This window comes from bacterium (assembly GCA_035505375.1).
Taxonomy (GTDB): domain Bacteria; phylum Hydrothermota; class Tepidihabitantia; order Tepidihabitantales; family Tepidihabitantaceae; genus UBA2258.
Genome location: DATJQV010000004.1, coordinates 70,655 through 96,235, shown reverse-complemented (window position 1 = coordinate 96,235; position 25,581 = coordinate 70,655). Strand labels below are relative to the sequence as shown.

Here is a 25,581-nt window from a genome sequence, read left to right as displayed (position 1 = left end):
CAGGCCGGCCTTCTTCACCTCCTGCAGGCTCAGGGCCAGCTCGCTGGAAAAATCCTCGCCCCGGGTCGAAGGGAGTGAAATCGACACGCGGCGGTCCTTCAGGCGCGAGTTGAGCTTGGTCACGAGTCCGGGCAGGTCCGGGTAGTCGAGCGCGGAGAGCGAGAGCAGCGACACTTCATCCCAGCCCGAGGCGCGGATGCCCCGCTCGGCCAGTCGCACGACCGAATCCTGCGAGCGGAGCCGCACCGGCCGGTTCATCATCCCGGCCTGGCAGAAGCGACAGCCACGAGTGCAGCCGCGCGCCATTTCGATAGTCAGGCGGTCGTGCGTAATCTCGCAAATCGGCACGAGCGGGGGGGAGGGAAAATCCTCTTCCTTCAGCTCGCTTACCATTCGCCTCCGCACCGTCCATCCGTCCGCAATTCTGGTTTCTGGTTTCTGGTTTCTGGTTTCTGAATTGTCCGTCGGTGTAACCCCCGGCACAAACAGCCCTTCCAGCCGGCTGAGTTGCTTGAGCAGTTCGCCGCGGTCGCGTCCGTCCCAGCTCGCGACAACCCCGGTTATCTCGCGCACCGGCTCTTCGCCATCGCCGACCACGAAGACGTCGATGAAATCGGCCATCGGCAGCGGGTTCACCGTGCACGGCCCGCCGGCGACGACCAGCGGATGAGACGTATTGCGCTCGGCGCGGCGCAAGGGGATGCGGCAAACGTCAAGCAGGTACAGGACATTCGTGTAGGAGAGCTCGCTCTGCAGCGACAGGCCGAGGATGTCGAACTCCGACACCGGCCGCTTCGACTCCAGCGCGTAGAGCGGCAGGCTTCTGTCCTGCAGCGCCTTGCCGAAGTCGGGCCACGGCGCATAACAGCGCTCGCAGGCCGCGTCGGGAATCCGGTTGATTATCGAATAGAGGATGCGGAGCCCGTAATTGGACATGCCCAGCTCATAGGCCTCGGGCATGGCCAGGACCCAGCTTACCCGCGCTGAATCAGGGTCACGCAACAGGGCGTTGTACTCGCCCCCGGTGTAGCGTATCGGCTTGGTTACGAGGGGTAGAACCTCGCGGATTCGTTCATCCATTCAATTGTCTGCGAGTATGTTAGCCTGATACCAAGCGAAGTCAAGGAATCAGGGTGCGGATAGGCAGGTCCAGACCTCAACCGCCAGCCGACGTCGGGTGTCGAGGGTCAGGGGGGAGGCTGTCAGCCGTCGGCGGTAAACTGCCGGCGGTCAGCAGGCACGGAGAGGCGGACGACTGGCGACTATGGTCTGCGCGGGCGACGGCGAGGCGGCTTCGACGCCGGCGTGTCCCGGGCGACGGGCGTCTGCTCGTGCTCCACGATTCGGGCCATTGCCGCATCCGCCGAGGCGGCGACCAGGGCGAGGGCCAAAGCCGAAGCCTAGTCCGGCACGACCCAATTCCGCGGGCGCGTCCTTGACGCGCCCGCTGGTATTTACACCCGGCCGCGCCCGCCCCGCCGCCCGGAACTCGACACACATCGTCATCCTGCCCGCCAATCCGCAATCTGCAATCATCAATCTTGAATCTAGAATGCCCTTGAAGGCTCGCCAGAAAGCTCGATTCAGAGTTCGCTGGAAAGTACCTTAGAAAGCAAACTCGAAAGCTCACTTCATAGCTTCTTCAATGGCTCACTGCAAAGCTCACTTCATCGCATCGTGCATCGCTTGTCTCAAAGCTCGGCGCATCGCTCCTCGCATCGCTCGCTGCAAAGCTCAGTCGAAAGCTCGCGTCAAAGCTCTTCTGAAAGCTCAATTCAAAGCTCGCTACAAAGCTCCTTTCATAGCTTCTTCGAATGCTCCTTCAAAGGCTAGCCCCCAGGCGACCCCTATATGCTGATTATCCGCGGCCCGAAAGTGCTTAACCGACCGAGAGTAATTGAGTTACGCTAGGTTGGCGAGCGTCACGAGACATCCAGTTCTTTTTGCCCTCTCTGGACCCGACGTCCCTCCTTTCGTCATTCGACGTCCCCGGTTTTGACTTTCGGCCTTTGGCTTCTGCCTTCTGACTTCGCCCGCGCCGTCGTGTCCCAAGTCCTTCTCCTGCTGAGAGTTCTGGTTTCTGGTCTCTGAATTCTGGTTTCCGCTTTGTCCGAGTTCTCACCATCCCCTAGACGGTTGGGGGAGTCCTTGCCCCTTGTGCGGCACCCGTCCCGGCCCTCGTTTCCGCACCTGTCACGGCACCCGTTCCGGTCCTCGTCCTCGCACCTGTTACAGCGCCTGTTTCTGCCCTCGTTCCTGCATCTGTTACAGCACCTGTCCCAGCCCTCGTTTCCGCACCTGCAACAGCCACCATTCCAGCCCCTGTCCCGGCACCCGCAACAACACCCGGTCCTGCTACCGTAACGGCTCTTGTGCCTGCGCCCGCAACAGCATCTATTCCCGGCTCCGAAACAGCGTCCGTTCCGGCCCACGTTCCAGCACTCGCAACAGCCGCCGTTCCTGCTTCTGCAACGGTATCCAGCCCTGCGCCGGCCCCTTCTTTCCATCGCTACTGACGAGGCGCGCTGCGCATGCTTGACTATGGATGGCGCGAGACTAACATTCTGACTCATGTTGGCGCATAGCGTTGGAGGCTTGCCATCGCAGTGAACGCGGAATCCAAAGCTGACAAGAGCCAGGAGCGTTTCTATGACGCCCTGAGGGAGCTGTTCGTCGGCGCGAAGGTTGAGGGGCCGCCTCAAGCATACAGCACACAGCATGCAGCATTCAGGGGCTTACGTAGCGACCTTGACTTCCCGGTGGCTCCCGTTAACCTGTCGGCAGAATGAAGAAGCGAGTCTACGTCGAGACGACGGTAGTCAGTTACTTCGCTGCCCGACCCAGCCGAGACCTTCTCATTGCTGCGCACCAGGAAGCCACGCGCGAATTCTGGTCCAGGCTGGCCGGTCGTTACGAGGTCTACGTCTCGGCGCTGGTGTACGAGGAGGCGGGCAGAGGGGACCTTGAGCAAGCCAGAGTGAGGCTTGGCGTCGTCAAGCCGCTCAGGATGCTTGACATTGACGATGCCGCACGCAAGTTGGCCGAGCGGATGGTCGCGTGCGGGTCAGTGCCGAAAGCAAACCCGGAGGATGCTCTCCACCTTGCCATCGCCGCCATCAATGGCATGGACGTCTTCCTGACCTGGAACTTTGCCCATCTGAACAACCCATTTACGCGCGAGAAGGTGCGTCAGGTAGTCGAAGATGAAGGATACCGTTGTCCGGAAGTCTGCTCGCCGGATGAGTTGCTGGAGGTAGATTGATGAAGGACCCGATTGTTGAAGAAGTCAGAAAGCACAGAACGGAACATACGCGGAAGTTCCGCGGCGACCTCAAAGCCATCTGCGCCGACTTGCGGTCGGTGCAGAAGACATCGGGGTTCAAAGTAGTTCGCCTGCCACCGAAGCGACTCAGGGTTTCGGACCCGTCCAGCCGCTCCGGGCGGCGCTCCCTTCAGCCATGCTGAGCGGAGAACCGGCCGCATACTGACCTGTGCTGAAGCACACTAGAGGCGCGGAATTACGGCAAATGTAGAGTCGAAGGCTGACAAGAGCCAGGAGCGTTTCTATGACGCCCTGAGGGAGCTGTTCGTCGGGGCGAAGGTTGAGGGGCAGTCGGGCTTCATCAACCTGATGCGGATTAAGTCGCGGTACTACACCGATGGCGTATTCCCGAAGCTCCAGAAGGACATCGAGTCCGCGCTGGTACAGTCAGGGAATGAACACGCTGGTGATTGGTCTGTCACGTCCGTACAGGATCATCGGCTTTCCTGAGAGATGAAGGGCTCTACCTCTTTGTCTTCTGCGACACCGCAAGTGCCCGCGGTCGCCCCGGCACAGGCCCTTGGGTTCAGCCTCCAGTACACCCGCCTTACCGCACTGCTTCTGCAGGCAGGTGTAGGGACATACTGCAGTCTTGAGGTGCTCGACGACGTTGCACAACAATCGGTTGATGGCGAGACTAGACTCGTCCAGACCAAGAGTTCACTTGGTGACAATCCCGTCTCCGACCGAGCTATTCCATTCTGGAAGACCCTGTGCAATTGGCTCAAGCTCATCGAACGTGGCGACATCGACCCTAAGAAGACGGTGTTTGAGATATACGTATCAAGGCAAGTGGGCGGCGACATTGTGGATTCCTTTCATGCCGCGAATAGCACAGAGAAAGCGAGATCGGCCCTGGACTCGGCGCGCACCCGCCTCTGGGGAACTCCGCCCACCCAGGAGATTCGGAGGCGTTTGCCGGCAGGTCTGGCTCGCTTCGTAGACCCGGTATTGTCGGCCCCTGAGGAACTCGTCATTCCCATGATCGTTGGGTTTCGGCTCGAATGTGCGAGCACGAGCCCGAGTGCCGACCTTCAGGGCTTACTGACCAATGCCCCGATCTCCCCGAACCGGGTACATGACGTTCGAGACAAGCTCTGCGGCTGGGTCAAACATCAGGTTGACTCGCGGCTCGAGAAGGCTGTTCCCGCAGTCATCAGTCGAGACGACTTTCACCGCGAGTACACGGCATACGTGACCAGAATAGACAGGGACACAATACTGAGGAGTTTCGCACCGAGGTTCTCCGAAGACGAGAAGGATGCAGAGATGTCCAGGGATTTCGTGCAGCAGCTCGAAATGATCGAGTTGGGGTACGAGGACAAACTCGGGGCCATCAGCGATTACCTTCGCGCGTGCTATGACAGAACGTACTGGAGCAAGACAGGCGAAGTGCATGAGGAGTCATTCATTGACCTCGACGACGCTTTGCACCGCACGTGGCGCAACGTCAAACAGGAGAAGCTGCTCGAGCATCGCGACAGAGCGCCGGTCGAACAGGGGCAGTTTGTATACACCGGATGTATGCAGCACCGAACACAGGTGCAAGGAATGGTACCACCAGATCACTTCATCCCAGGTTGCTTCCACCGCTTGGCGGATGACATGTCCATAGGGTGGCATCCCGACTACCGCAACGCCCTGGCAAGGAAGAGAACCGGCGGACAACCATGAAGACTCTCGCCCAGGAGACCCGAAATGTGCAGAATCCCGCATTGGGCGCGGGGTTGCTCTGGCGGTTCGCCTGCGGCTACACACAGGAACACCCGACGCATGAGCCAGTGCCACTTCCACTTCTGTTTGTCGTTCTGCCGATCGTGCTGCACGAGCAAACCGAGTCAATTGTCGCTAGCACTCAGGGGGCTTCCGGACTGCGGGCCTTTGCCACCAAGTTCGGAAAATCCGAGAACTCAATGCAGGATGTCCTGCTAGCTGTGCATGATCGAGCCGCGGCACTCAGGACCCTTACCCGGGAATCTCTAAGAATTGCACTCATGGCGCATCTCATTGGCCTGAGCACAGATGCCGCCGCGATACCGCTCTCTCGGACGCCCGCTGGAGCGGGGATGCCCCCAGAGACTCGTCGACTGATGAAGAGCGCGGAACGACTCGGAGCTTGGTGCGGCAGACTGACGATTCACGAAGTTGCGGCGACACTGAAAGTGAGGTTCTGACATGTACTTCCAGCTCAAGGAACTCATCCTTTGGCCGCGCAAACCGTCTCTTCCTCCACGCCGGTTGCCTTTTGGGCTCGGCAAAGTGACCGTGATCAGCGGCGCATCCAGGACAGGCAAGTCCGCCGTGATTCCGATTATTGACTATTGCCTGGGCGCGGGTAGTTGCTCCATTCCAGTGAAGACAATACGGGATGCCTGTCAATGGTTCGGCATCGTTGTCAAGACCGAGTCAGGAGAGAAGTTGCTCGCGAGGCTTGAGCCAGGCGAACACCGCTGTACCGATGACATGTTCCTGCTCGAAGCGCCTGAGATAACTGCGATACCTGACGAGATTACGAAGAATACAACCGCCGACAATGTTAGACATCTGCTAGATGAGGTGGCCGGTCTCTCGAACCTTGATTTCTCCGAGCGCGGCGAGTCCGGTGGTTTCGAAGCTCGCCCAAGCTTCCGGGATCTAATGGCCTTAGTGTTTCAGCCACAGAACGTGGTGGCTAATCCGGAAGTTCTATTCTTCAAGACAGACCACTACGAACATCGCGAGAAACTGCGGCGTATATTCCCGTACGTGCTTGGAGCAATCACACCAGCGCTTCTCGCCAAGCAGCATGAGCTAGGTCGACTCAGACGCGAGCTTCGGCGGAAGGAGAGTGAATTGACGAAGGCCGAGGCCGTCTCTGCAGAATGGACGGGCGAGTTACGCGCCAAGGTCAGTGAAGCCCGCGAGCTCGGTCTGCTCCCTCCTCCTGAGAATGGCGAGCTGAGTCGTGACCAGATGCTCGACGCACTCGATGGTCTGGTGAAGAAGACAGACGCCACGATTGCCGTTAGCCAGAGTACCGTTTCTGCGGCAATAAAGGAACTCAATGGACTTGAGGACGAGGAGACAGCGGTGTCGCACGAACTAACCGCGCTGCGCCGCAGACTGACTGAGATGACCAGGATTAGGGAGAGCGCGTCAAGCTACGGCGATGCATTGCGCATCCAACGTGATCGGCTGCAGATCGCGGACTGGCTTGGTCAGCACGCGTCGGGGGAGGAGGACTGTCCGATATGTGGCGCTCGCATGGAGTCGAGCAGCGCTAGACTGGCGGAGATGGTGGACTCGTTGCACAGGATCGAGAAAGAAGCAGGCACTAGTCAGGATATCCCCGCCGCGTTTGAGCGAGAGACGGAACGGGTACAGGCGGCGTTGAGCGATGTAACGGAAAGACTGAAAGCCATCCGTATCCGCAAGGACGCACTGTCACAGCGATCAGATGAAGCAAGAACACAGCAGTTCCAGGCAAAGAAGGTAGAACGTTTCGTCGGGAATCTGGAGAACGCCCTGCAACTCCACCGTCGCCTCGGGGAGGACGCCGAACTCCGTGCTGAGGTCAGCGGACTGCGGGCCAGAGTGACGGCCCTGCAGGAGGAACTGGCCGGGCAGAACTTGGAGGCAAGGAAGCGGCGCGCCCTCAAAATAGTGAACAACAACGCAGCTCGGCTCATCCCAATGCTTGATTGTGAACGCCCGGAAGACCCCGTTTCACTCGACATTGACGACTTGACGGTGAAGGTGACGGGCGCAAGTCGCGAAGACTACCTTTCGGAAATCGGGAGTGGCTCCAATTGGCTTTCCTACCACATTGCGGTTTTCCTAGGTCTCCAGCAGTTCTTTCTGACGTTGAAGCACAGTCCAGTTCCAGGATTTGTCGTGATGGATCAGCCGAGCCAAGTTTACTTCCCAAGGAAGTTGGTCGTGCGTGAGGACGACGAGTTACAGGAGCCGCAGCTTCGCGATGAAGACATAGCTGCAGTCCACAAGGCCTTCAGAGTGTTGGGTGATGTGGTTGGAAGCGGCGGTGGCCGGCTACAGGTAATAGTGCTGGATCACGCGCCGCGCGAAGTGTGGGGCAACATACCCAACGTAGTCGCCTTCGAAGAATGGCGTGAGGGACGAAAGCTCGTTCCGCAAGAGTGGCTGGACTAGCGGGAGAACAACGTGCAGGTTGACCTATCGCGGTTGTACAAGGGCATCGACCTGCCCGAGACGCTCACGAACCTGCTCGGCAAGCGCATCCGCCGAATCAAACCCGACTCAGTCGAGTTCGAAGACGGCACGATCATCGACCTGACCAAACAAGACTTCGAGTTCTTCAAGCTCATCAAGCCGATGGTGTGGTGGTGACTGCGGAGAATGGCAGACTTGCTCCGAGCGACGGATCGTGGATAGGTTACCTACGCATAGTATAGAGGATGCAGACACAAGTGAAGAAAGGAGATAGCTAACATGAAACGTACAGCTGCTTCCGCCTCTGTAAGGCGGGTTGACAAGGCCCTAACCATAGTGGACCTGTTTGATGGGAAGGGGTTCAACTTCGACTGTGTAATAGCCAATCTTGAAGGGGATCACCCTTCTGTCACAAATGCGAAGAGCGACAGGATCTACTTCATACTCGAAGGACACGGCAAGGTTCGAGTTGCAGATGAAACCTATGACGTGGGTAAGTACGACCTGGTGGCAATTGGCAAGGGGACAGTGCACTCGGTCTCGGGGTCACTGAAATACCTGATAGTCACAGCACCTCCGTTCGACCCGGCAAACGAGCGGCTGGCGTAGTTTTTCGACTCTTCGCGCTTAGCAGCAGTGGCTAGAACGAGGACGAGACTCGCCTAATGCGGACGTTTTCTGTGCGCAACAAGCTGCGAGGTATACAGCCTCGCATCTGTGGTGAAGGTCAACCTACCTTTGTCATTGCGAGCGTTGGCAGTTCCACGCCGGCTGATGACTTACAGGTAGAGTTCGAGAAGGCGTATGCCGCGCAGGACTTGGGTGTCGATGCCGTGACGGACCACAGCTTCGAGGGAGACATTGCCGGTTTTCACGTGAGACTTGTAGAGAAGTTGAGCATACCAGTTTCCGTAGTGACATGCTACGAACTGGCGGCCCGCCACCCTGATGGAGACCTCAGCAGTGTTCGACCAGATGAGCCGGCAGCTATTGTTGAGGCCCAAGTCCGTCGTGGGATCGACATGATTACCATCCATGCGTCCTTCCTGAAGGAACACCTCGGCCTACTCAGGGGTTGTCGCCGGATCATCCCCACGACAAGCAAGGGAGGCGGCATCGTCTCTTCGTACATGCGCCAGACCGGCCTTCAGAATCCCTACTACCAGGAGTTTGACCGGCTACTGGACTCATTCGTCAAGTACAGTGTCACTCTCTCTTTGGGCACGAGTTTTAGGACAGCTTCGGTGTGCGATGATTGGGATGCTTTGTCCGAAGCCGAGGCACAGACCATGAGTACTCTTGTAGATCGCGCCACTCACGCGGGCGTGAGCGTTATGATCGAAGGCGTGGGACATGTGGCAATCAACCGGATTCCCTACCACGTCGGCAGGACCAAGCAACTCTGCTTTGGAGTTCCATACAGGGTACTACCAATGGCCACTGACGCCGCGCTGGGTTTTGACCACATCTCTGGCGCTATTGCCACGGCGGTGTGCGTTGCCTCGGGCGCAGACGCCGTCACGTGCATGAGTAGAGCGGAGCACATCGGGCTACCGAGCCTAGATGATCTGAGGGAAGCCATAGTGGCCACCAAGATAGCGGTGCATTGCGGAGAAATCGCAAAGCTCGGAAATATGGATCTCGACCGAAGGATGTCAAGAACGAGATGGCAGTCGGGATGTCGAGGCGACTGGAGAGCCGCCGTGTATCCAGAGGGCGCGAAGCTAGCGCTCGAGAGTAGGCGCCCGTTCGAAGACGGAGCTATTCAGTGTAGCATGTGCGGTGCCCATTGCGGCATCAAGGCGGGAAGACAAGCTAAGTCAGAGGGTGGTCCGGGATGAGGAGCTGGCTCATACGACGTAGGCGATTCCTCACCGGTGCCGCGAGCCTTGGGATTGCGCTTCTCTCGGGAGTCTACGTGAATCTGCTAACGGCAGCAGTGCTGCAGACGGGGACCGGAAATCTGCTGTCGTGCGCATGGTCGCTAGGCTGGTGGAATGTGCTTCTCGCAGCAGACATTGCACTCGTCTTCACCATCTACTACTTGGGTGGAGTCCAGCAAGGCCTCTTCCGGGCGGGCCGGGATCGTATTATTCAGGAAATCCTGGCCGCTGCATGCAGGTCGATAATCTACCCACATTCTCGTCATCACATACGAGCCATCATCACGATGTACGACCCCAAGACGCAGACCCGATGGACACGATACTCCTACAATACAGAACCGGATCCCGAACGCACTCTCGTTGTGCCATTCGACTTCGGTATTACGGGCAAGGCTTTCAAGAACCGTTGCGTGGTGATAGAAGGTCTACCACCGACGCACACGGAACAGTATCCCCCGGAGATCAGGGATGGCATCCTGCCTGAACTTCGAACCGTGATAGCCGCGCCACTGATGCGATCCTTGGATCGCAAGTCGCCGCCGATGGGAGTAATAGCCTTTGACAGCATCCTTGAGGTCGACAAGCTAGTTAAGGATGAAGAAGAGATGCGCCACATTGCGCAGAAGTGGGCTGACATTATTGCTAACATACTTACCGCAACAGGAGGAGACTGATGAGTGAAGGCTACGTTTCATGTGACCGATTATCAAAATCCGAGCTGCGACTGCTGAAAGCCGCGCGGTCTGTGATGAAGAACGCCTACAACATATACTCAGGCTTTCAGGTGGGGGCTGCCGTGCGTACGAGCACTGGGAAGGTCTACCTTGGTACGTTCATGGAGAACGCCTCCTTCGGACTAGGCGTCTGTGCCGAGGTTGCGGCCATTCTGGCCGCGAATACTGACGGTGAAGCCGGAATAGAATCGATCGCGATTATCGGTGGGAAGCCAGAGTCAAAGAGAGGGACGGTGGTTACCCCATGCGGCCGTTGTCGCCAAGTTATTTTAGAGGCATCTCAAGTAGCGGGAACGGATGCTGAAGTGATATGCTCCAACAAGGACATGACACAAGTCCTTCGGACCACGATCAGCGAGCTTCTTCCTCACGCGTTCGGCCCTCGCGATCTGGGTGTGACGCACAAGTTGAGGTCCTTTCTTCGACACCGGCGAGGCCGGGGCTAGGCATCGTCTCCTTTTGGCGCGACCGTGAAGCTGAGCGAGTTTATCAAGGAGTTTCCATCTGAGAGAAACACTCTGAGCCATCAATTTCACTTCATTCTTGTGGAATGCGGGGAGATGATCGCGGCCGGGCTGAGAGGGAGTTGGTACGATACCAAGATTGAGGCGCAGCAGGTGGTACAATGCACTGGCTATGCCCTACGCAATCTTGGCGTCCCGGCGAAGGTCGTGGACTTGCTCACACCTCTACAGAGCGAGTTCATGGCTATAGCGTTGGATCGCGCCAAGACCTGGGACAGCGTCAAAGAGGAATTGGAGAATAATGGCGTTGCTTGGCGGCTGCCGGGCAGGTGTAGCAGGTCTCTCAGGCACTTCGTTGAAGTCATGTCCAGGTTCTATCCGGATGTAGACCAGTCTTACTGGGCCAAGTTCCCGCTGGAGGTTACTTCCATCGGAAGTAAGGCCGCGCCCATGCACCAGGCGAACGGCCGATGTCCCACTGCTTGTGACGGCCCTCGTGGCGACGAGATTCCAAGCACTTCGCCGGGTCATCATCAGAAGCCGACGAACGCAGCCTTGCCGGCCGGGCAGAGGAAAAGGACCAAGAAGGAACAGGAATGAACCACAGAGAAGAACAATTCAAGCGCAGGTTTGCGGCGGCCGCGCAGCAACTCTCGGCGATGCCCGAGCAAGTCGTGTCATTGAAGCTCCGTGGGTTTGCGGGTGCTTATCGCGACTACCAGGAACTGGTTGACGTCCTGAAGCGCGAAGCCGGGCTGGACTGCACAGAAGTCAAGCTCGACCAGTACGAAAAGGGCTACATTCTCGGTCGGGGGAAGACCAGTGTGATAGTCGTCGAACACGAGACTGGGTTGGAGATTCTCTACATCGCGGGCGCAGTCGCCTCGTTGATCGGCCTGGTGCCAATGGTGTTGCAGGGCTGGCGCGCCCTTCATGCGCATCTGCCGCACAGGGATATCGGCCTCGATCACGGGATAGAGGTCCGCCGTCTAGATGCCTCTGGACGACTGACTGAGGAGAGAATCCACAATCCACCTTTCGGTGCGTACGCGACGTTCGATTCCCTTCTGCCAGCGCTCTATGCAACCGCGAACATCATCCAAGCTGACTTGGGTGTACTCAGCCATGAGATCCAGGCGCTGCGCGAGCGCGTGGAGGCACTGGAGAAGAAGGGCCAGTGTACTGAGCCCGATTCTCAGAAGCAGGGTGACTCGCGCGCGGGGAAGAAGCGGAAGGCGAAGCGTCGGCAAGCAGCCTCGAAGGAGCACGATGAATAGCAGAGAACTGGAGAGGATATTGGAGGGCGGAGTAGAGACGCAACACGTCGACTTCAAGGCCCCTATTGAATGGAATGTGTTGACCTTTGTGAGGCATATACTAGCGCTGTCTAACGTGCAGGACGGTGGATTCCTCATTGTCGGCGTCGAGCAGGATGCTAGAGGTCATTTCGTACGCAAGGGAGTGACGCCAGATCAAAGTGCGAGCTATGTCCTGGACGAGATGAGGGACCAGATCTCCCCCTTCGCTGACCCACACGTCAGTTTCCGAGTTGATTGTGTGAAAGACGCTGGAGGCCTAGAGTATGTCGTCATCGAAGTGCTGCCTTTTGACGAAGTACCTGTAATCTGCTGCAAAGAGTCCGCTAAGACGCATGTGGGATCCATATATTACCGCACCAGAGATCGGCGAGTCGAGAGTGCCCCGATCTCCAATTCCAATGATATGCGCGACGTAGTCGAGAGAGCCGCAATTCGATCGTGGCATCGGCTTCAAGGGCTTGGCCTTGCCGTAGAACCGAGTGCCAAGAAGATGCTGGATGATGAGTTGGAGGGTTTGTGAATCGGCAAGTGATCGAGAGAATCAAGTCGCATGGCTATTGGCGCGTGAACTTCCAGCCGATGACCGCGACCCGAAAGCTCAAGTCGCTTGGTGACTGCCAAGATATTGTGCGTAGGAATGCACTCAACTTGCGAGGGTGGGATTATCCTCACTACCCGTTGGACACGGATACTGACACCGGAATTCGCCTTGAGAAGACCTACTGCGAAGCTTGGATAGACTGGCTTGAGTTCAAGGAGTTCTGGCGAATGTACGAAAGCGGGCAGTTCGTCCACTACGTTGCTCTCTGGGAGGATTGGAGACCAGACACAGCAGTTGCCACTGGAGGAGACGGAAAGGCAAGCCGCCTAAGCGTCGTTGGAGCGGTCTACAGACTCACCGAGATCTTTGAGTTCGCTTCCCGGCTCGCTCGTGACAGCGAAGGAATCTACGCGAATGGCGTCAGAATCAGCGTAAGCCTGCGTCATACGGCGAATCGAGTCCTGTGGCTTGAGGAACCTCTCGGACTTCCCTTCATGCGCACCTATCGATGCAATCAAGAACGAGTTGACTTTCAGTCTCGGGAGTATATGCCGGACAAGCTTCTCCAGGCTTCGAAGGCGGACGCTGTCGCAGCTACGGTCTACCTGTTTCAGAACTTCGGGTGGTCCGCACCGAACACTGAGACTATTAGGAGCCATCAAGACCGACTGCTAAGACGTGATACAGCGGGAGCATGAGAATGCGGACAAGTAGGTTGGAGGAGCGTAGGCTCCGCAAGCGCGCAGTCGGCAATCGGTAGTGAATGGCACGGGCGCTGCTTCAGGGGATGGTCGCTGAGTCCAAGCCCTACGAACCCTTTACGGCCAAATGGAGTTCGTTTGACCTGAAGAGCCTCTCGCGGCAGAAACCCGCAGGTGGCAGATGAAGATGAGGACGTCTCGGGGGTAGAGTAGGTTGGCACCCGAAAAGGATCTGAATCATTTCAGCGTCTTTCTGGTGAAGCACCCGCACGAAGCAGTAGACCAGATCGTGAACGTGGCGTCATGTGAGCCGCCCATTGATGTGCGTGTGACGGGTCTGGATGTGGGGCAACTCTTCATCAAGCGCATGCCTGCGAAACCTCCGAGATGGGCGAAGCTATTCCGGGAGCATTTGGATGTCAAGTCATTGAAGGTTCCCAGCATTGCGGCGGCCTTCGTGGCAAGGACAGCGGGCAGGTGGTTCGTGCTGACTTTCGGCCAGGGAGGCCGATTCCTCCTGAGAGATGATGTGCATGAGGACCGGTTCGGTCTCCTATGCGCGCTCAACGCCGTCGATCAGAACACCTTTCGATGCGTGGACGTACAATCCTTGGATGCCATTCAGAGTCACAAGCGTATCCAGGCAGGGCAAGCCACGACGGCGGACCAATTCGGATTGGACGTTGAACAAGACATGCTGAAGGCGATCGTTGGCACACCTCTGAATCCGGGCCTAGGCAGTCGAATGACTGGGAGCGATGCGCTGTCTGTTGAAGTCAGAGCGGACCTGTCCGACCTGCCCCACTTGCTGAACGAGTACCGCAAGAAGTCCGAAGAAGACCTGAGTGCTACGGAACATCAGTGGGTGAACAACATCTCGCTCGTCAGGAGCGCGGCCCTAATTGGCGACCTCGAAGCCACTCTGGACGCGAAACTGTCCGCAGGGGACTACGAAGACGCTTGGTTATCGATTCCCGAGATCATCGATTGGTCGAGCGTGGTTGGCTTCATTTTCTCCGGCAGCCACGGGGCGATCCGGCCGGACATAACCATGCAGGGGTTCCTCGCCGCGATTGAACCGCCAGTAACACTAGACTTGATGCGCAGCAGAAGAGTCTTTTGTGCGGACACCGACCACAACTGCGTGTTCAAGAGCTGGCCGGTACTCAAGTGCCTTTACGCCGAGGTAGACCATCAGGGAGGCAAGTACATACTCAATGACGGTCGGTGGTTCCGCGTCGCGAAGGACTTTGTCAGCAGGACGGACGACGCATACTCCCGTCTGCCGTTGTCGAAGCTCACACTTCCTCCGTACAAAGGTGGCGGAGAAGGTGCCTATAATGAAAGCGTCGCGGTTGCTGATCCCAAACGCTATGTTCTGCTCGACGACAAGAAGAAGATCGCGCACGGAGGAGGCCACGGCCAGGTTGAGGTCTGCGATCTACTCACCATCGACCGCGAACTGGTACACGTGAAGTTGTACGGGAAGTCCAGTGTGTTTAGCCACCTGTTCTCGCAAGGATTTGTATCTGGCCAGCTCATTCGCACGGACTCGACGTTCAGGGAGAAAGTGCGGAAGCAACTTGCGGGTCCCTTTGCCGACATGTTCAGTGGAGAAGGAAGGCCGACGGATTTCACCATCGTATATGCCATCATCAGCGAAGCTCCAGAAGGCAGGCCACGGCTCCCGTTCTTCTCACGCGTCAATCTGAACAACACCGCGAGGCTACTGAAGGGGTTCGGATACGGAGTTGAACTACTAAAGATACCAGTACTCGAAGAGTACGCCAAGACCGTCAAGCTCCGACCCAGCCGTAAGGCTCGGCCTAGGAACTAGCCCGTGGCTCGGACTCTGCTTCAGGAGATGGTCGAAGGCAAGGCCTTTCAATCCCTTCCCGCCAACTGGAGTTCGTTTGACCTGAAGAGCTTCTCGCGGCAGAAGCGGCTCTGGGACTACCAGCAGCAGGCCGTCGCATCGGCGGTGGTTGCTTTGTGGAAGTACTATGAGGACTTCGGCGACTTTCAGCGCGGCGAGAACCTTGATGCGAACCTGGAGCGGAAGCGGCGATTCTTCGAGTGGTATCAGGAGAACGAGCTGCCGGCAGGGATGAACCTGCAGGTGGGTAAGCTCGTCCGGAAGCTCCGGGCGCTGCTTGAGGAGTACTACGACCTGAACTCACCCTCACCCTTGGAAACCCCTCACCCCAACCCTCTCCCCGCAAGCGGGGCGAGGGGGAATGTGGCTCAAGGGAGAGGGAGAATTGGAGGGGGAACCGGAACAGCGGGCGAGATTACGTTTGAGAGCATCGTCAACCGGATGTGCTTCTGGATGGCCACCGGGTCGGGCAAGACCTTGGTGCTGGTCAAGCTCATCGAGGTCCTGCGCGGGTTGATTCTGGCGGGTGAGATTCCGCCAAATGATATCCTTGTGCTGACGCATCGGGAAGACCTGATTGAGCAGCTCAAGCGCCACGTGCAGGAGTTCAACTCCTCGCGCAATGACCTGTACATCCGTCTGCGGGAACTGAAGGAATACGCTGAGGCGAAGCGCGAGAACCCGTCGCTGTTTGGCGCGCGGGAGATGACCGTCTTCTACTATCGGTCGGACAATCTGAGCGACGAGCAGAAGGAACGCATCATCGACTTCCGCAACTACGACGACAACGGGAAGTGGTACGTCCTGCTCGACGAGGCGCACAAGGGCGACAAGGAAGACTCCAAGCGCCAGCACATCTATTCGATTCTCGCCCGCAATGGCTTTCTGTTCAACTTCTCGGCCACGTTCACCGACGAACGCGACATCGTGACCACGGTCTGTGACTTTAACCTGGCCCGGTTCACGCAGGCCGGGTACGGCAAGCATATCGCCATCCTTGAGCAGGAGTTCCGAGCGTTCCGGGACCAGGACGACTATACCGGCGAAGAGAAGCAGAAGATTGTGCTCAAGTCGCTGATGCTGTTGGCCTATGTCACGAAGCTGGCCGAGCGGTTGAGGACGAAGCAACCGAAGATGTATCATCGGCCGCTGCTCCTGACGCTGGTCAACTCCGTGAATACCGAGGACGCGGACCTGAAGCGGTTCTTCCGGGAACTGGAGCGGGCCGGAAAGGGCGAAGTGGCGGACAGCATCTGGCAGACGGCGAAGAAGGAGCTCTTGGACGAACTGAGCCGGCGGCCTGCGCCGGTGTTCGAGAGCGACAGCGTGGTTTCGGTACAGGAAGACGTGCTGCGCGGGCTGAAGCCGAAGGACATGCTGAAGCTCGTGTTCAACGCGAGTTCTCCGGGTGAGATTGAGGTCCTGGTCAGGCCCTCGAACCGGCAGGAACTGGCGTTCAAGCTCAAGACCAGCGAGCGGCCGTTTGCCCTGATTAAGATTGGCGACGTCTCGGGCTGGCTCAAGGACGAGCTGGCCGGGTACGAGGTGAACGAGCGCCACCACGAGCCAGGTTGAGGTCAAGGTTGAGGTTGAGACCGGCTCGGCCTTAGCCTTAACCTTAGCCTTTCCTCATGGGGTCTCGCAGCTTCTATGAGGGCTGGGACTCGGCGAACAGCAGACAGCATACAGAATGCAGCACACAGGCGATTCCTGGATCTTCGGGTGCGGTCGGCCCTGTATGCTGTGTACTGCCTGCTGCATGCTCTTTGTAGGTCGGCCGGGGCGTGAGGATTGAGCCGCTTCAAGGCAGACGCCAGCGGCTGAAGTTCCTCAACAACGCCGGACTGCTTGCAGAAGGCGTCTATGGGCAGATTCAGGATGACGCGCAGGCGCTGGAGACTCTGTTTGTGATGGGTACGAACCGGGATGCCCTGCAGCAGGCGATTGAGCACCTGAAGAATGAGGCCAGAGCCGGCGAACGACAGACTTTGACCCTGTTCCGGAATGAGGAAGCCGGGAAGCGGCAGTTGCTTATCCCGGTCTATCGAACCGCAAGCGGGTTGATGGCAGAGCAGCGCGAGTTGCCGGGGTTCGAGGTAACGCGGCCCGAGTTTGACCTGCTGCAGCGGTATGTCGGCTATCTGGGTGACGACCGCGTGCTGCTGGCGAACTACGAGGCCGAACCGAAGCTGCTGGGAATGCTCAAGGAGAGCGTGAACGCGCCGATGGGCACGTTCTTCAAGGAGGGCGCGCGCGAGTACCGGAACCCGGACATGCTGACCCGGCGCGTGTTGGCCTACTTCGGAATTGCGCCACAGGAGTTCGACCGGCTGAAGGAGCTGGACAAGGAGATCTGCCATTACCTGAATGTCCAGGTGACGCTCAAGGATGTCAGCGAACTCCAAGGCGACGTGGACGCGGTTCACGACGCTGCCCGAAAGCCGGACCGAGAGCGCGAGTTGGATGAGAAGCTCGACCGTGGCGAGATTACCAGGGCGCAGTACAAGGCTGGGCTGAAAGCTCTGGAGCGGATGAAGGAGAGGGTCGAGTTCGACCACGAGGGCCGGAAGCTCAGTATTGAGCTTGTGCCGAATCACTACTACCTGCCGGTCTTGCTGGATGAGCAGGAGCGGGCCGACTACATCAAACACGTGATTCGCACGCCGAGCGAAGTGCGGTTCGTCCGCGAGCTTGAGAAGTATCTGGCCGACGGCGGGACCGGCTTCGACGAGTACGACTGGTGGATGTTCAGCAAGGTAGACGAGTCATTAGACGAAGTGCGTATTCCCTACTACAACCCGGAGGAGAATCGGGTCGCGTGGTTCCTGCCCGACTTTGTGTTCTGGCTCATCAAAGGCGATGACTACCGCATAGTCTTCGTAGACCCCAAGGGCATGGCGCACACGAAGACCTACTGGAAGCTGGATGGCTACCGGCACATCTTCGAAGAGAAAGGGAAGCCTCGCCGCATTGCTCACGAGGGGGCAACGGCCAGCGTGCAAGCCTTCTGCTACAACAGCGACGCCGCCAAGGCGAGCGAACTGCACCGGCGGTTCTGGGTTGGCAGCGTTGCCGAGTTGCTGCAAAAGGTCGGCGCGTAGAAGTTCCCTGTCACGAAGCAGGCGACTCCTCGCGCGAGGGTCCGCAAGGGCGTTTCCACAACTTACTGACCGGACTCGGCCAAACGGGCAACCCATTTCCGATTCGAGATTGTCGATTGTGGATTGACGTGGCCGCGGGGCGCGGCCCTGCGTTGTAACTGGACTTCCGGTGTCCGCAGCCTATGATGCTCACCTATGCCTGATAATGCAATCGAGGTCCGGGACCTGACCAAGGCCTTCCGCGAGGTGGCCGCGGTGGGCGGCATTAGCTTCGAGGTGCGCCGGGGCGAGGTGTTCAGTCTGCTCGGGCCGAACGGCGCGGGCAAGAGCACGGCGATTTCGGTCATCTCGGGTTTGCTCAAGCCGGACTCGGGCGACGCGAGCGTGATGGGCCACTCGGTCACGAAAGAGAGCATGGCCGCACGACGCTGCCTCGGTGTGGTTCCGCAGGAGGTTGCGCTGTACAACGACATGTCGGCGCGTGAGAACCTGGTGTTCTGGGGGCGGATGTACGGGCTTTCAGGCAGCAATCTTGAGCATCGGGTAGACGAGATGCTCGCGGCGGTCGGGCTGGTCGAGCGGCAGAAGGGGCGCGTTGCGACCTACTCGGGCGGTATGAAACGCCGGGTGAACATCGCGGCCGCGCTGCTGCACACGCCGCAGGTCGTCATCATGGACGAACCCACGGTTGGCATCGACCCGCAGAGCCGGCGCCATATCCTCGACTATGTCAAGGAGCTGAATCGGCAGGGTATGAGCGTGCTCTATACCACCCATTACATGGAGGAGGCGGAGGAGCTGTCGAACCGCCTCGCCATCATGGACAAGGGCAAGATTATCGCGTGCGGCACCCGGGACGAGTTGGTACGGCTGGTCGGCGAGCTGGCGCGCGTTGACCTGGCAGTGACCGGCGAGCCGGACAAGGCGGCCGAGGCTTGGCGCGCGGTCGCAGGCGTTTCCCGGGTAACGGTGGAGCAGGGCCGCGTCCTGGTGCTTGCCGGGGACTCCAACGCGGTCGTGCCACTGTTGTTCGAGCGGGCTGCCCAGCTCGGGTTCCGCATCGGTTCCGTGGATATTCAAGAACCGAACCTCGAGACGGTATTCCTGTCGCTCACCGGGCGAGCGCTGCGCGACTGAGCTCGGAGTTGGTGAAACCACAGATGAACACGGATGAACACAGATGAGGACTCGGATAAACCAGAATTCAGAAACCAGAAACCAGAATTCAGAAGTGACGGGTGCGGAACGGAGCTCACCACAAAGACACCAAGACACGAAGAGGACCAGGACCTGACGGGAACAACCGCAGATGACGCAGATGGGGGACTCGGATAGGCCAGAATTCAGAAGCCAGAAACCAGAATTCAGAGTTGCCGGGACCGGGAGCTGCCAATATCCACGGATGAACACGGATAGACACAGATGTGGACTCGGATAGATCAGAATTCAGAAACCAGAAACGAGAATTCAGAGTTGCCGGGACCGGGAGCTGTCAGTAACCACGGATGTACACGGATAAACACAGATGAGGATTCGGATAGACCAGAATTCAGAGTCCAGAAACCAGAGTGCAGAATTTAGGATGGGACATCCGCAGATTACCTAGCAGATTACACAGATGGGGATTCAGATAGAGCAGCATTCAAAAATGATAATGGCGAATGTCATCCGGGCTGAAGACAGACGCCAAAGGTCGGCGTGCCTTCCGAACCCAATCTGTGTCCATCTGTGTTTATCTGTGGTTGATAGTGTGTTTGTCCTTGGTGACCGATACGGATCGTGTCCCAAGCCAGGACCGGACCCTGGGACCCTTGGACCCCGGAGCCCTGGAACCCGTTTCCCATGACTGAAGTCTGCATCGCCGCCAAGGACCTGCGCGGGGCACTGCGCAGCCGGTTCATCATCGGCATGGCCCTGTTCGTACCTTTGCTCGTCACCGCGTTGTTCTTCTTCGCCTTTGGCGGCCAGGTTAGAGAGACCGGGAAGGGGCCGGGCATGGCGCCGGTGCGTACAGTAGTAGTCAACATGGACGAAGGCCAGATGCAGCTCGGCCGGCTCGTCGTCAATACGCTCTCGAGCCCTCAACTACGGAGCATAGTGAGTTGCTCCGAACTGAGCGATACTGCGCTGGCGCGGCGCGCGCTGGTCCGGCAACAGGCGGACGTGGCGGTCGTAATCCCGGGCGGGTTCAGTGCTGCCGTGCTCGATGGCGCGAGCCGCGCCGAAGTCGTGTTGATGGCCGACCCGGTGAAGACCATCGGGCCGGCAGTGGTACAGGCAGTGCTGCAGCGGCTGCTCGACGGGCTGTCCGGTTCGAAGATTCTCCTGAATACCTATCGCAGCGCGGTGCGCGCCGAGTCGAGCCGAATCGGGGACAGATCCGCGCCGCTCGTTCCTACGGTGCCCCGGGCACGTCCTACGCAGGCGCTCCGTGGACCTGTCCCCGCTTCGGCTCCGCAAAGCAGCGACGCAGGCGCTCCGAGGGACCGTCCCCAGTTTTCCACCGATCAACAGACAATCGCCCATCTGATGCAGCAGTACCAGGCAGCGGCACAGGGCGGCAGCGAGGCGGTGAAGGTGCGCGCGCCCGGGGCCGGAGAGAACGTCTCGGCCCTGTTCCGCCGGATGATGGCGAGCATCTTCTGCGGGCTGATGGTCTTCTTCGCGTTCTACACCGGCGCCTACACGGCCCTGTCGCTGGTGCGCGAGCACGAGGACGGCACCCTGGCGCGGCTGTTCACGGTGCCGGTCGGCCGCGCGAGGATACTCGGCGGCAAGATTCTGTCGGTGTTTGGCACCGTCGCACTGCAGGCTATCACGCTGGTCGTGGCTTCGACATTGCTCTTCGGCCTGCGCTGGGGGCAGGCCGGCAGCACCGCGCTTGCGCTCGTGGGCACGGTCGCAGCGTCGTCCGGCTTCGGCGTGATGCTCGCATCGTTCATCAAGACCTCGCGCCAGGGCGGGCCCGTTCTCGGTGGCGGCCTCTCCGTGGCCGGGATGCTCGGCGGTCTATTCACGCAGGCCGTGCCCAACATGCCGGCAGCGTTCAACAAGATAGCGCTCGTCTTGCCGCAGGGCTGGGTGATGAGGATCTGGAACATGTCGATCGCGGGACGACCGGCGATGGAGATGCTCGTGCCGTTCGGGGTGACGTTTGCCTGGGGCGCGCTCTGCTTCGCAATCGGCGTCCTCGTGTTCCGGCGAAGGTTCGCCTGAAGGATGATGCGCACTCTCGCAATCGCGGCCAAGGACCTGAAGCAGTTACTGCTCGACCGGCGTTCGGCCATCTTCCTTGTGCTGATGCCAGTAGCGTTCACCGCCTTCCTTGGCATCGCGTTCCGCTGGCCCAGTCATGACGACCCGCGGCCAGTAGTAGGAGTCTGTGACCTCGATTCGACCACCCTGAGCGGGCAGGTGTCCGCGCTGCTTGACTCAGGCGGGCTGGTGCGGGTGGAACAACTCGGCCGCGCCGTGTCAGGGAAGGCCGACGAGCTGGTCCGGCGAGGTCGCTATGACCTCGTGCTGGTCGTGCCTGCGGGATACGCTGAAAGCGCAGGCGCAGGTCTTCCGCCGGAGGTCGTGTGCGACCAGACCGAGCCGCAGGCGCAGGTTGCCTTGCAGGCGGTTGAGGCGGCCGGCGCGCGGGCCGAAATATCGGCGCGGGTTGGTCGTCTGGTAGCCGGAACTATCGGGCCGGGCGCGAATGCGGCCGTCCTCGCTGAGCAGGCAGTCGCGGGTTGGCAGGAGCCGGCGCTATCCATCCGGCGGGAGACAACCGGCCCGGCCCCGGCCAAGAAGCGCATCGTTGCCAACGGGTTCGGGCAGTCGTCGCCCGGCACGCTGGTTCAGTTTGCCATCTTCGGCGTAATGACGGCCGCGATGCTGCTGGTGCTCGAACGTCGCAGTCGGACTTTGGGCCGGATGCTCTCAGCCCCGGTCACCCGCGCGCAGGTCATCGCCGGACATGTGCTGGCAATGTTCGTCGTCACTTTCCTTCAGGGCCTGTTGCTCATCATCCTCGGGCAACTCGTCTTCGGTGTGGACTATGTCCGAGCGCCGGCCGGGGTTCTTCTCGTGCTGGCGGCGCTGTCACTCTGGGTCGCGAGCCTGGGGTTATTCATCGGCGTGATTGCCAAGACCCAGGAACAGGTGAGCGTACTCTCGATGGTATCCATGTTCCTGTTCGCAGCGGGCGGCGGCGCGTGGTTCCCGCTGGAGCTGACCGGCCGCACGTTCTCTTTCATCGGCCACCTGCTGCCGAGCGCGTGGGCGATGGACGGGTTCCAGAACGTCGTGCTGCGCGGGCTGGAATTCGGCTCGACCCTGGTCCCGGCCGCAGTCATCACCGGGTACGCCGTGCTCTTCTTCGCGGTCGCGGTCTGGCGTTTCCGGGCCGAGTAGGAAGCTCAGGCACAAGCTCAAGCCCAAGCGAGGAAAACGGGGACTGTCCCCTGGCAGTGAGACTGGGGACACATCCGCGACGCGTCACTCGCGTCGCTCCGTGGACGTGTCCCCGTCGGCCCGCAAGGGTCAGGGGGGGAGCCCTGCTCGTCAAAGAGAAGCGGGAGCTGCGCTCCCGCAATCCACAGATCGCTTCCTCGGTGTCAGCCGCTGGCGCGGACGTGGAAGATGTCGCCGTCGTTCACTATCTCATCTTTGCCGGCGAGGCGGACAAGGTTCTGTGCGTTGGCCAGCTTCAGGCTGCGGACGGTCATGAAAGTCTTGTGCGGGATGACTTCGGCGCGGACAAATGTCTCGGCCAGCCGAGTGTGAATCGCGCCCGCCGCGTCGCGGGCGCACGTGTTCCGTTTGATGGTCCAGGCCTTCACCTCGTCCTCGCCCACGGTGAGGAATGATATCAGCCCGACGTGTTCGTAGACGACCCGTGACAGGCGCTGGATGCCACTCTCGGTGAAGCCGTACTCTTGCAGGAAGAGCTCGCGGTCGGCCTCGTCGAACTGGCTGATTTCCGATTCGATCTTCCCGGATAACTCGATGTAGGCAAATCCGTTCGCGGCGCACTGCTCCCGGACGTAGTCTTGGTCCGGGTATGACTTCCGCGCAAGTTGGTGCTCGTCGATGTTGACCGCGATGATTATCGGCTTGGCTGTGAAAAGGCCGAGCGTGCCGATTGTCTTCAGTTCCAGCGGGGTCAGTTCCTGACGGTTGACGAGCTGCTCGTTCTCCAGCTTCTCGCGAACCGTGGTCAGGAGCTTCCGTTCCTTCTGCTCTTCGTCGGTCAGGCGGTGGCGTTTGTTCTCGGTCTCGGTAATCCGCTCCAGCCGGTTCTCGACCACCGCGAGGTCGCGCAGCAGCAGTTCCGTGCGAATGGTATCCAGCTGGCGGGCCGGGGTCTCGCAGTTCGCCGGCCAGGCGACCGCAGGGTTGTCGAAGGCGCGGACCACGCAGAGCAGGGCGTCTGACGTCTGAATGAACTGCATCACCCGGTTCTTGTCGCCGCGCGTTGCATCGATGTCGAAGCCCGGCATGTCGGCAAAGGTCAGGCTGGCCATCGTGACCTTCTTCGGGTTGAAGATCAGCGCCAGCTCATCCACGCGCGGGTCGTGGACCAGCGCCGTGCCGGTTACACCGTCCTTGCGCCGGATAGCCGGGTCGAACTGCATGCCGGTCAGGAGCGAGAAGAGCGTCGTCTTCCCACTGGTCGACAAGCCGAATACGCCGATTACCATCGAAGAGGTCTCGCTTTCCTACGTACGGTTTTGCCTTTGCGGACTACTGCCTGCCGGATTCGGTTTGGTCGCCGACGCAGGCAGAGCGAGGGAAGTATAGCAGCAACCCGAGCGCAGTCAAGCAGCGCTCGGGTGAATGACCAATTCCCAAGCACCAATGACCATTCAACGAGGAAAGCCCCAATCCCCAAGCCCTACTGACCAGTCAATGCAGGAACTTCGGTACGTAGTCAGGCCTTGGACATTCGTGGACTGAGCATTGATTGGGAATTGGCGCTTGGACATTGGGTCTTTCACCAAGGGCCGCCTCGTGTCCATTTATGCGGTGGCTAACTCTCACTTCGTCTATCAGGCGGAGGTGATTTCTTGACCCATCAGCAAACCCGGCTAGACTGGCGCCATGCAGCGTACCTTAGCGGCAGACATCGCCAAGCACATCGGTGAAGACGTCAAGCTCGTGGGCTGGCTGTTCCAGGTCCGCGAACTCGGCTCAATCTCCTTCGTCGTAGTCCGGGACCGGACCGGCATCGCACAGGCGGTCATTCTCGACCCGTCGAAATACGACCTGTCGCACCTGAAGCGCGAGAGCCTGGTCGAGGTCTACGGCACGGTGAAAGCCGAGCCGCAGGCCAAGCGCGGGGCGGAGCTGCTGTTCAAGGAAGTGAAGGTGCTGGCCGAGCCGGTGGCCGAGCTGCCGTTCGAGGTGAACCGCTCCAAGAAGAAGCTGAACCTGAAGATTGACTCCGTGCTGGACCACCGGGCATTCAGCCTGCGCAATCCGGAGATATCGGCGCCGTTCAAGGTGCAGGCGGAGATCGTGCGGACGTTTGCGGACTACCTGCGCGGGCTGGGTTTCATCGAGATCCACACGTCGAAGATTGTCTCGGCCGGGACTGAGGGCGGGACCGCCTTGTTCCCGATAAAGTACTTCGAGCAGACTGCCTACCTGGCCCAAAGCCCGCAGTTCTACAAGCAGATGCTCGTCGGGGCCGGGTTCGAGCGCGTATTCGAGACGGGTTTCGTCTACCGGGCCGAAGACCACGCGACCTCGCGGCACATCAACGAGTACCTTTCGCTCGACTTCGAGATGGGGTTCATCGAGTCGTACACCGACGTGATTGACGTCGAGCGGGGCTTCCTGAAGCAGATGGTTGAGAACATCGGCAAGACGTGCGCGGACGAACTGGCCCTGCTCAAGGCCGAGCTGCCGAAGACCGGCGAGTTCCCCGAGATCCGCCTCAAGGACGCGCTCGCGATCCTGGCCAAGGACTACAAGCGCGACACCAAGGACATGGTTGACCTCGACCCGGAGGGCGAGCGACAGATCTGCGACTACGCGCTCAAGACCCACGGTAGCGAGTTCGTGTTCGTCAGCCGCTACCCGCGCAAGGCACGGCCGTTCTACACGATGCCGGACCCGGAGGATGAGGAGTCTACGCTCGGGTTCGACTGTCTATTCCGAGGCCTTGAGGTGACAACCGGGAGCCAGCGCATCCACGACTACCGCATGCTGGTCGAGAGCATCAAGCGCATCGGGGGCGACCCGGCCAACTTCGACTTCTACCTCGAGATATTCCGATATGCGATGCCGCCGCACGGCGGCCTGGCAATCGGGGCCGAGCGGCTGACCCAGCAGGTTCTGAACCTGGGTAACGTGCGGGAGGCGAGTTTCTTCCCGCGCGACCGGTTCCGGCTGACTCCTTAGCTGCGTTCCAGCGTCAAAGGATTAGAAGGAATCAGAGAGGCCAGCGGTGGCGGAGCTGCCGATCCGTGGTTT

The 25,581-nt window shown here is 59.4% G+C and carries 21 protein-coding genes; 19 read left to right on the top strand and 2 right to left on the bottom strand.

What is annotated here, in order from left to right; all coding sequences use genetic code 11:
• Window positions 1–1,080: radical SAM protein (locus VMH22_01070; protein ID HTW90287.1), on the bottom strand; the 1,080-nt coding region annotated here is incomplete at its 3' end.
• Window positions 1,081–2,785: 1,705 nt separating this feature from the next.
• On the opposite strand from VMH22_01070, the gene VMH22_01065 reads away from it, so the two are divergent.
• The 18 genes from VMH22_01065 (at window position 2,786) to VMH22_00980 (ending at window position 22,515) form a co-directional block, all read left to right on the top strand.
• Window positions 2,786–3,262 (top strand): type II toxin-antitoxin system VapC family toxin, encoded by a 477-nt coding sequence (locus VMH22_01065; GenBank protein ID HTW90286.1) that lies wholly within the window; start codon window positions 2,786–2,788, stop codon window positions 3,260–3,262.
• 531 nt (window positions 3,263–3,793) lie between these two features.
• Window positions 3,794–4,996 carry an ABC-three component system protein gene (locus VMH22_01060; GenBank protein HTW90285.1) on the top strand — a complete coding sequence of 401 codons (1,203 nt, stop codon included), beginning with the start codon at window positions 3,794–3,796 and terminating at the stop codon, window positions 4,994–4,996.
• The gene (locus tag VMH22_01055) at window positions 4,993–5,496 is read left to right on the top strand and encodes a three component ABC system middle component (protein ID HTW90284.1); all 504 of its coding nucleotides are present in this window, start codon (window positions 4,993–4,995) and stop codon (window positions 5,494–5,496) included. The genes VMH22_01060 and VMH22_01055 overlap by 4 nt, the downstream gene beginning before the upstream one ends.
• A gap of 178 nt (window positions 5,497–5,674) precedes the next feature.
• Window positions 5,675–7,471 carry a DUF3732 domain-containing protein gene (locus VMH22_01050; GenBank protein HTW90283.1) on the top strand — a complete coding sequence of 599 codons (1,797 nt, stop codon included), beginning with the start codon at window positions 5,675–5,677 and terminating at the stop codon, window positions 7,469–7,471.
• 12 nt (window positions 7,472–7,483) lie between these two features.
• Complete coding sequence (locus VMH22_01045) at window positions 7,484–7,669, top strand: hypothetical protein (GenBank protein HTW90282.1); 186 nt, start codon at window positions 7,484–7,486, stop codon at window positions 7,667–7,669.
• Window positions 7,670–7,771: 102 nt separating this feature from the next.
• A complete protein-coding gene (locus tag VMH22_01040; GenBank protein HTW90281.1) occupies window positions 7,772–8,101 on the top strand; it encodes a hypothetical protein in 330 nt (109 codons plus the stop codon).
• A 71-nt stretch (window positions 8,102–8,172) separates the two neighbouring features.
• Entirely contained in the window at window positions 8,173–9,333 is a 1,161-nt protein-coding gene (locus VMH22_01035) for a phosphomethylpyrimidine synthase ThiC (GenBank protein HTW90280.1), read from the top strand.
• On the top strand, window positions 9,330–10,052 hold the full coding sequence (locus tag VMH22_01030) for a hypothetical protein (protein ID HTW90279.1): 723 nt from the start codon (window positions 9,330–9,332) through the stop codon (window positions 10,050–10,052). Before VMH22_01035 ends, VMH22_01030 begins: the two co-directional genes overlap by 4 nt.
• Window positions 10,052–10,558 (top strand): cytidine deaminase, encoded by a 507-nt coding sequence (locus VMH22_01025; protein HTW90278.1) that lies wholly within the window; start codon window positions 10,052–10,054, stop codon window positions 10,556–10,558. Before VMH22_01030 ends, VMH22_01025 begins: the two co-directional genes overlap by 1 nt.
• Before the next feature lie 24 nt (window positions 10,559–10,582).
• Complete coding sequence (locus VMH22_01020) at window positions 10,583–11,176, top strand: hypothetical protein (protein HTW90277.1); 594 nt, start codon at window positions 10,583–10,585, stop codon at window positions 11,174–11,176.
• Window positions 11,173–11,853 (top strand): hypothetical protein, encoded by a 681-nt coding sequence (locus VMH22_01015; protein HTW90276.1) that lies wholly within the window; start codon window positions 11,173–11,175, stop codon window positions 11,851–11,853. The genes VMH22_01020 and VMH22_01015 overlap by 4 nt, the downstream gene beginning before the upstream one ends.
• The gene (locus VMH22_01010; GenBank protein HTW90275.1) at window positions 11,846–12,415 is read left to right on the top strand and encodes an ATP-binding protein; all 570 of its coding nucleotides are present in this window, start codon (window positions 11,846–11,848) and stop codon (window positions 12,413–12,415) included. The genes VMH22_01015 and VMH22_01010 overlap by 8 nt, the downstream gene beginning before the upstream one ends.
• A gap of 936 nt (window positions 12,416–13,351) precedes the next feature.
• Complete coding sequence (locus VMH22_01005; protein HTW90274.1) at window positions 13,352–14,974, top strand: DUF6119 family protein; 1,623 nt, start codon at window positions 13,352–13,354, stop codon at window positions 14,972–14,974.
• 3 nt (window positions 14,975–14,977) lie between these two features.
• Window positions 14,978–16,588, top strand: coding sequence for a DEAD/DEAH box helicase family protein (locus VMH22_01000; GenBank protein ID HTW90273.1), 1,611 nt, complete (start codon window positions 14,978–14,980; stop codon window positions 16,586–16,588).
• 209 nt (window positions 16,589–16,797) lie between these two features.
• Window positions 16,798–18,114, top strand: coding sequence for a hypothetical protein (locus tag VMH22_00995; protein ID HTW90272.1), 1,317 nt, complete (start codon window positions 16,798–16,800; stop codon window positions 18,112–18,114).
• Window positions 18,115–18,309: 195 nt separating this feature from the next.
• Window positions 18,310–19,251, top strand: a complete 942-nt coding sequence (locus tag VMH22_00990; GenBank protein HTW90271.1) for an ABC transporter ATP-binding protein — start codon at window positions 18,310–18,312, stop codon at window positions 19,249–19,251.
• Between the two features lie 705 nt (window positions 19,252–19,956).
• On the top strand, window positions 19,957–21,330 hold the full coding sequence (locus VMH22_00985; protein ID HTW90270.1) for an ABC transporter permease: 1,374 nt from the start codon (window positions 19,957–19,959) through the stop codon (window positions 21,328–21,330).
• Window positions 21,331–21,333: 3 nt separating this feature from the next.
• Complete coding sequence (locus VMH22_00980; protein HTW90269.1) at window positions 21,334–22,515, top strand: ABC transporter permease; 1,182 nt, start codon at window positions 21,334–21,336, stop codon at window positions 22,513–22,515.
• Between the two features lie 203 nt (window positions 22,516–22,718).
• On the opposite strand, the gene VMH22_00975 is transcribed toward VMH22_00980, so the two are convergent.
• The gene (locus VMH22_00975; GenBank protein HTW90268.1) at window positions 22,719–23,804 is read right to left on the bottom strand and encodes a DUF933 domain-containing protein; all 1,086 of its coding nucleotides are present in this window, start codon (window positions 23,802–23,804) and stop codon (window positions 22,719–22,721) included.
• Between the two features lie 400 nt (window positions 23,805–24,204).
• On the opposite strand from VMH22_00975, the gene aspS reads away from it, so the two are divergent.
• On the top strand, window positions 24,205–25,509 hold the full coding sequence (aspS, locus tag VMH22_00970; GenBank protein HTW90267.1) for an aspartate--tRNA(Asn) ligase: 1,305 nt from the start codon (window positions 24,205–24,207) through the stop codon (window positions 25,507–25,509).
• The last annotated feature ends 72 nt before the right edge of the window (window positions 25,510–25,581 follow it).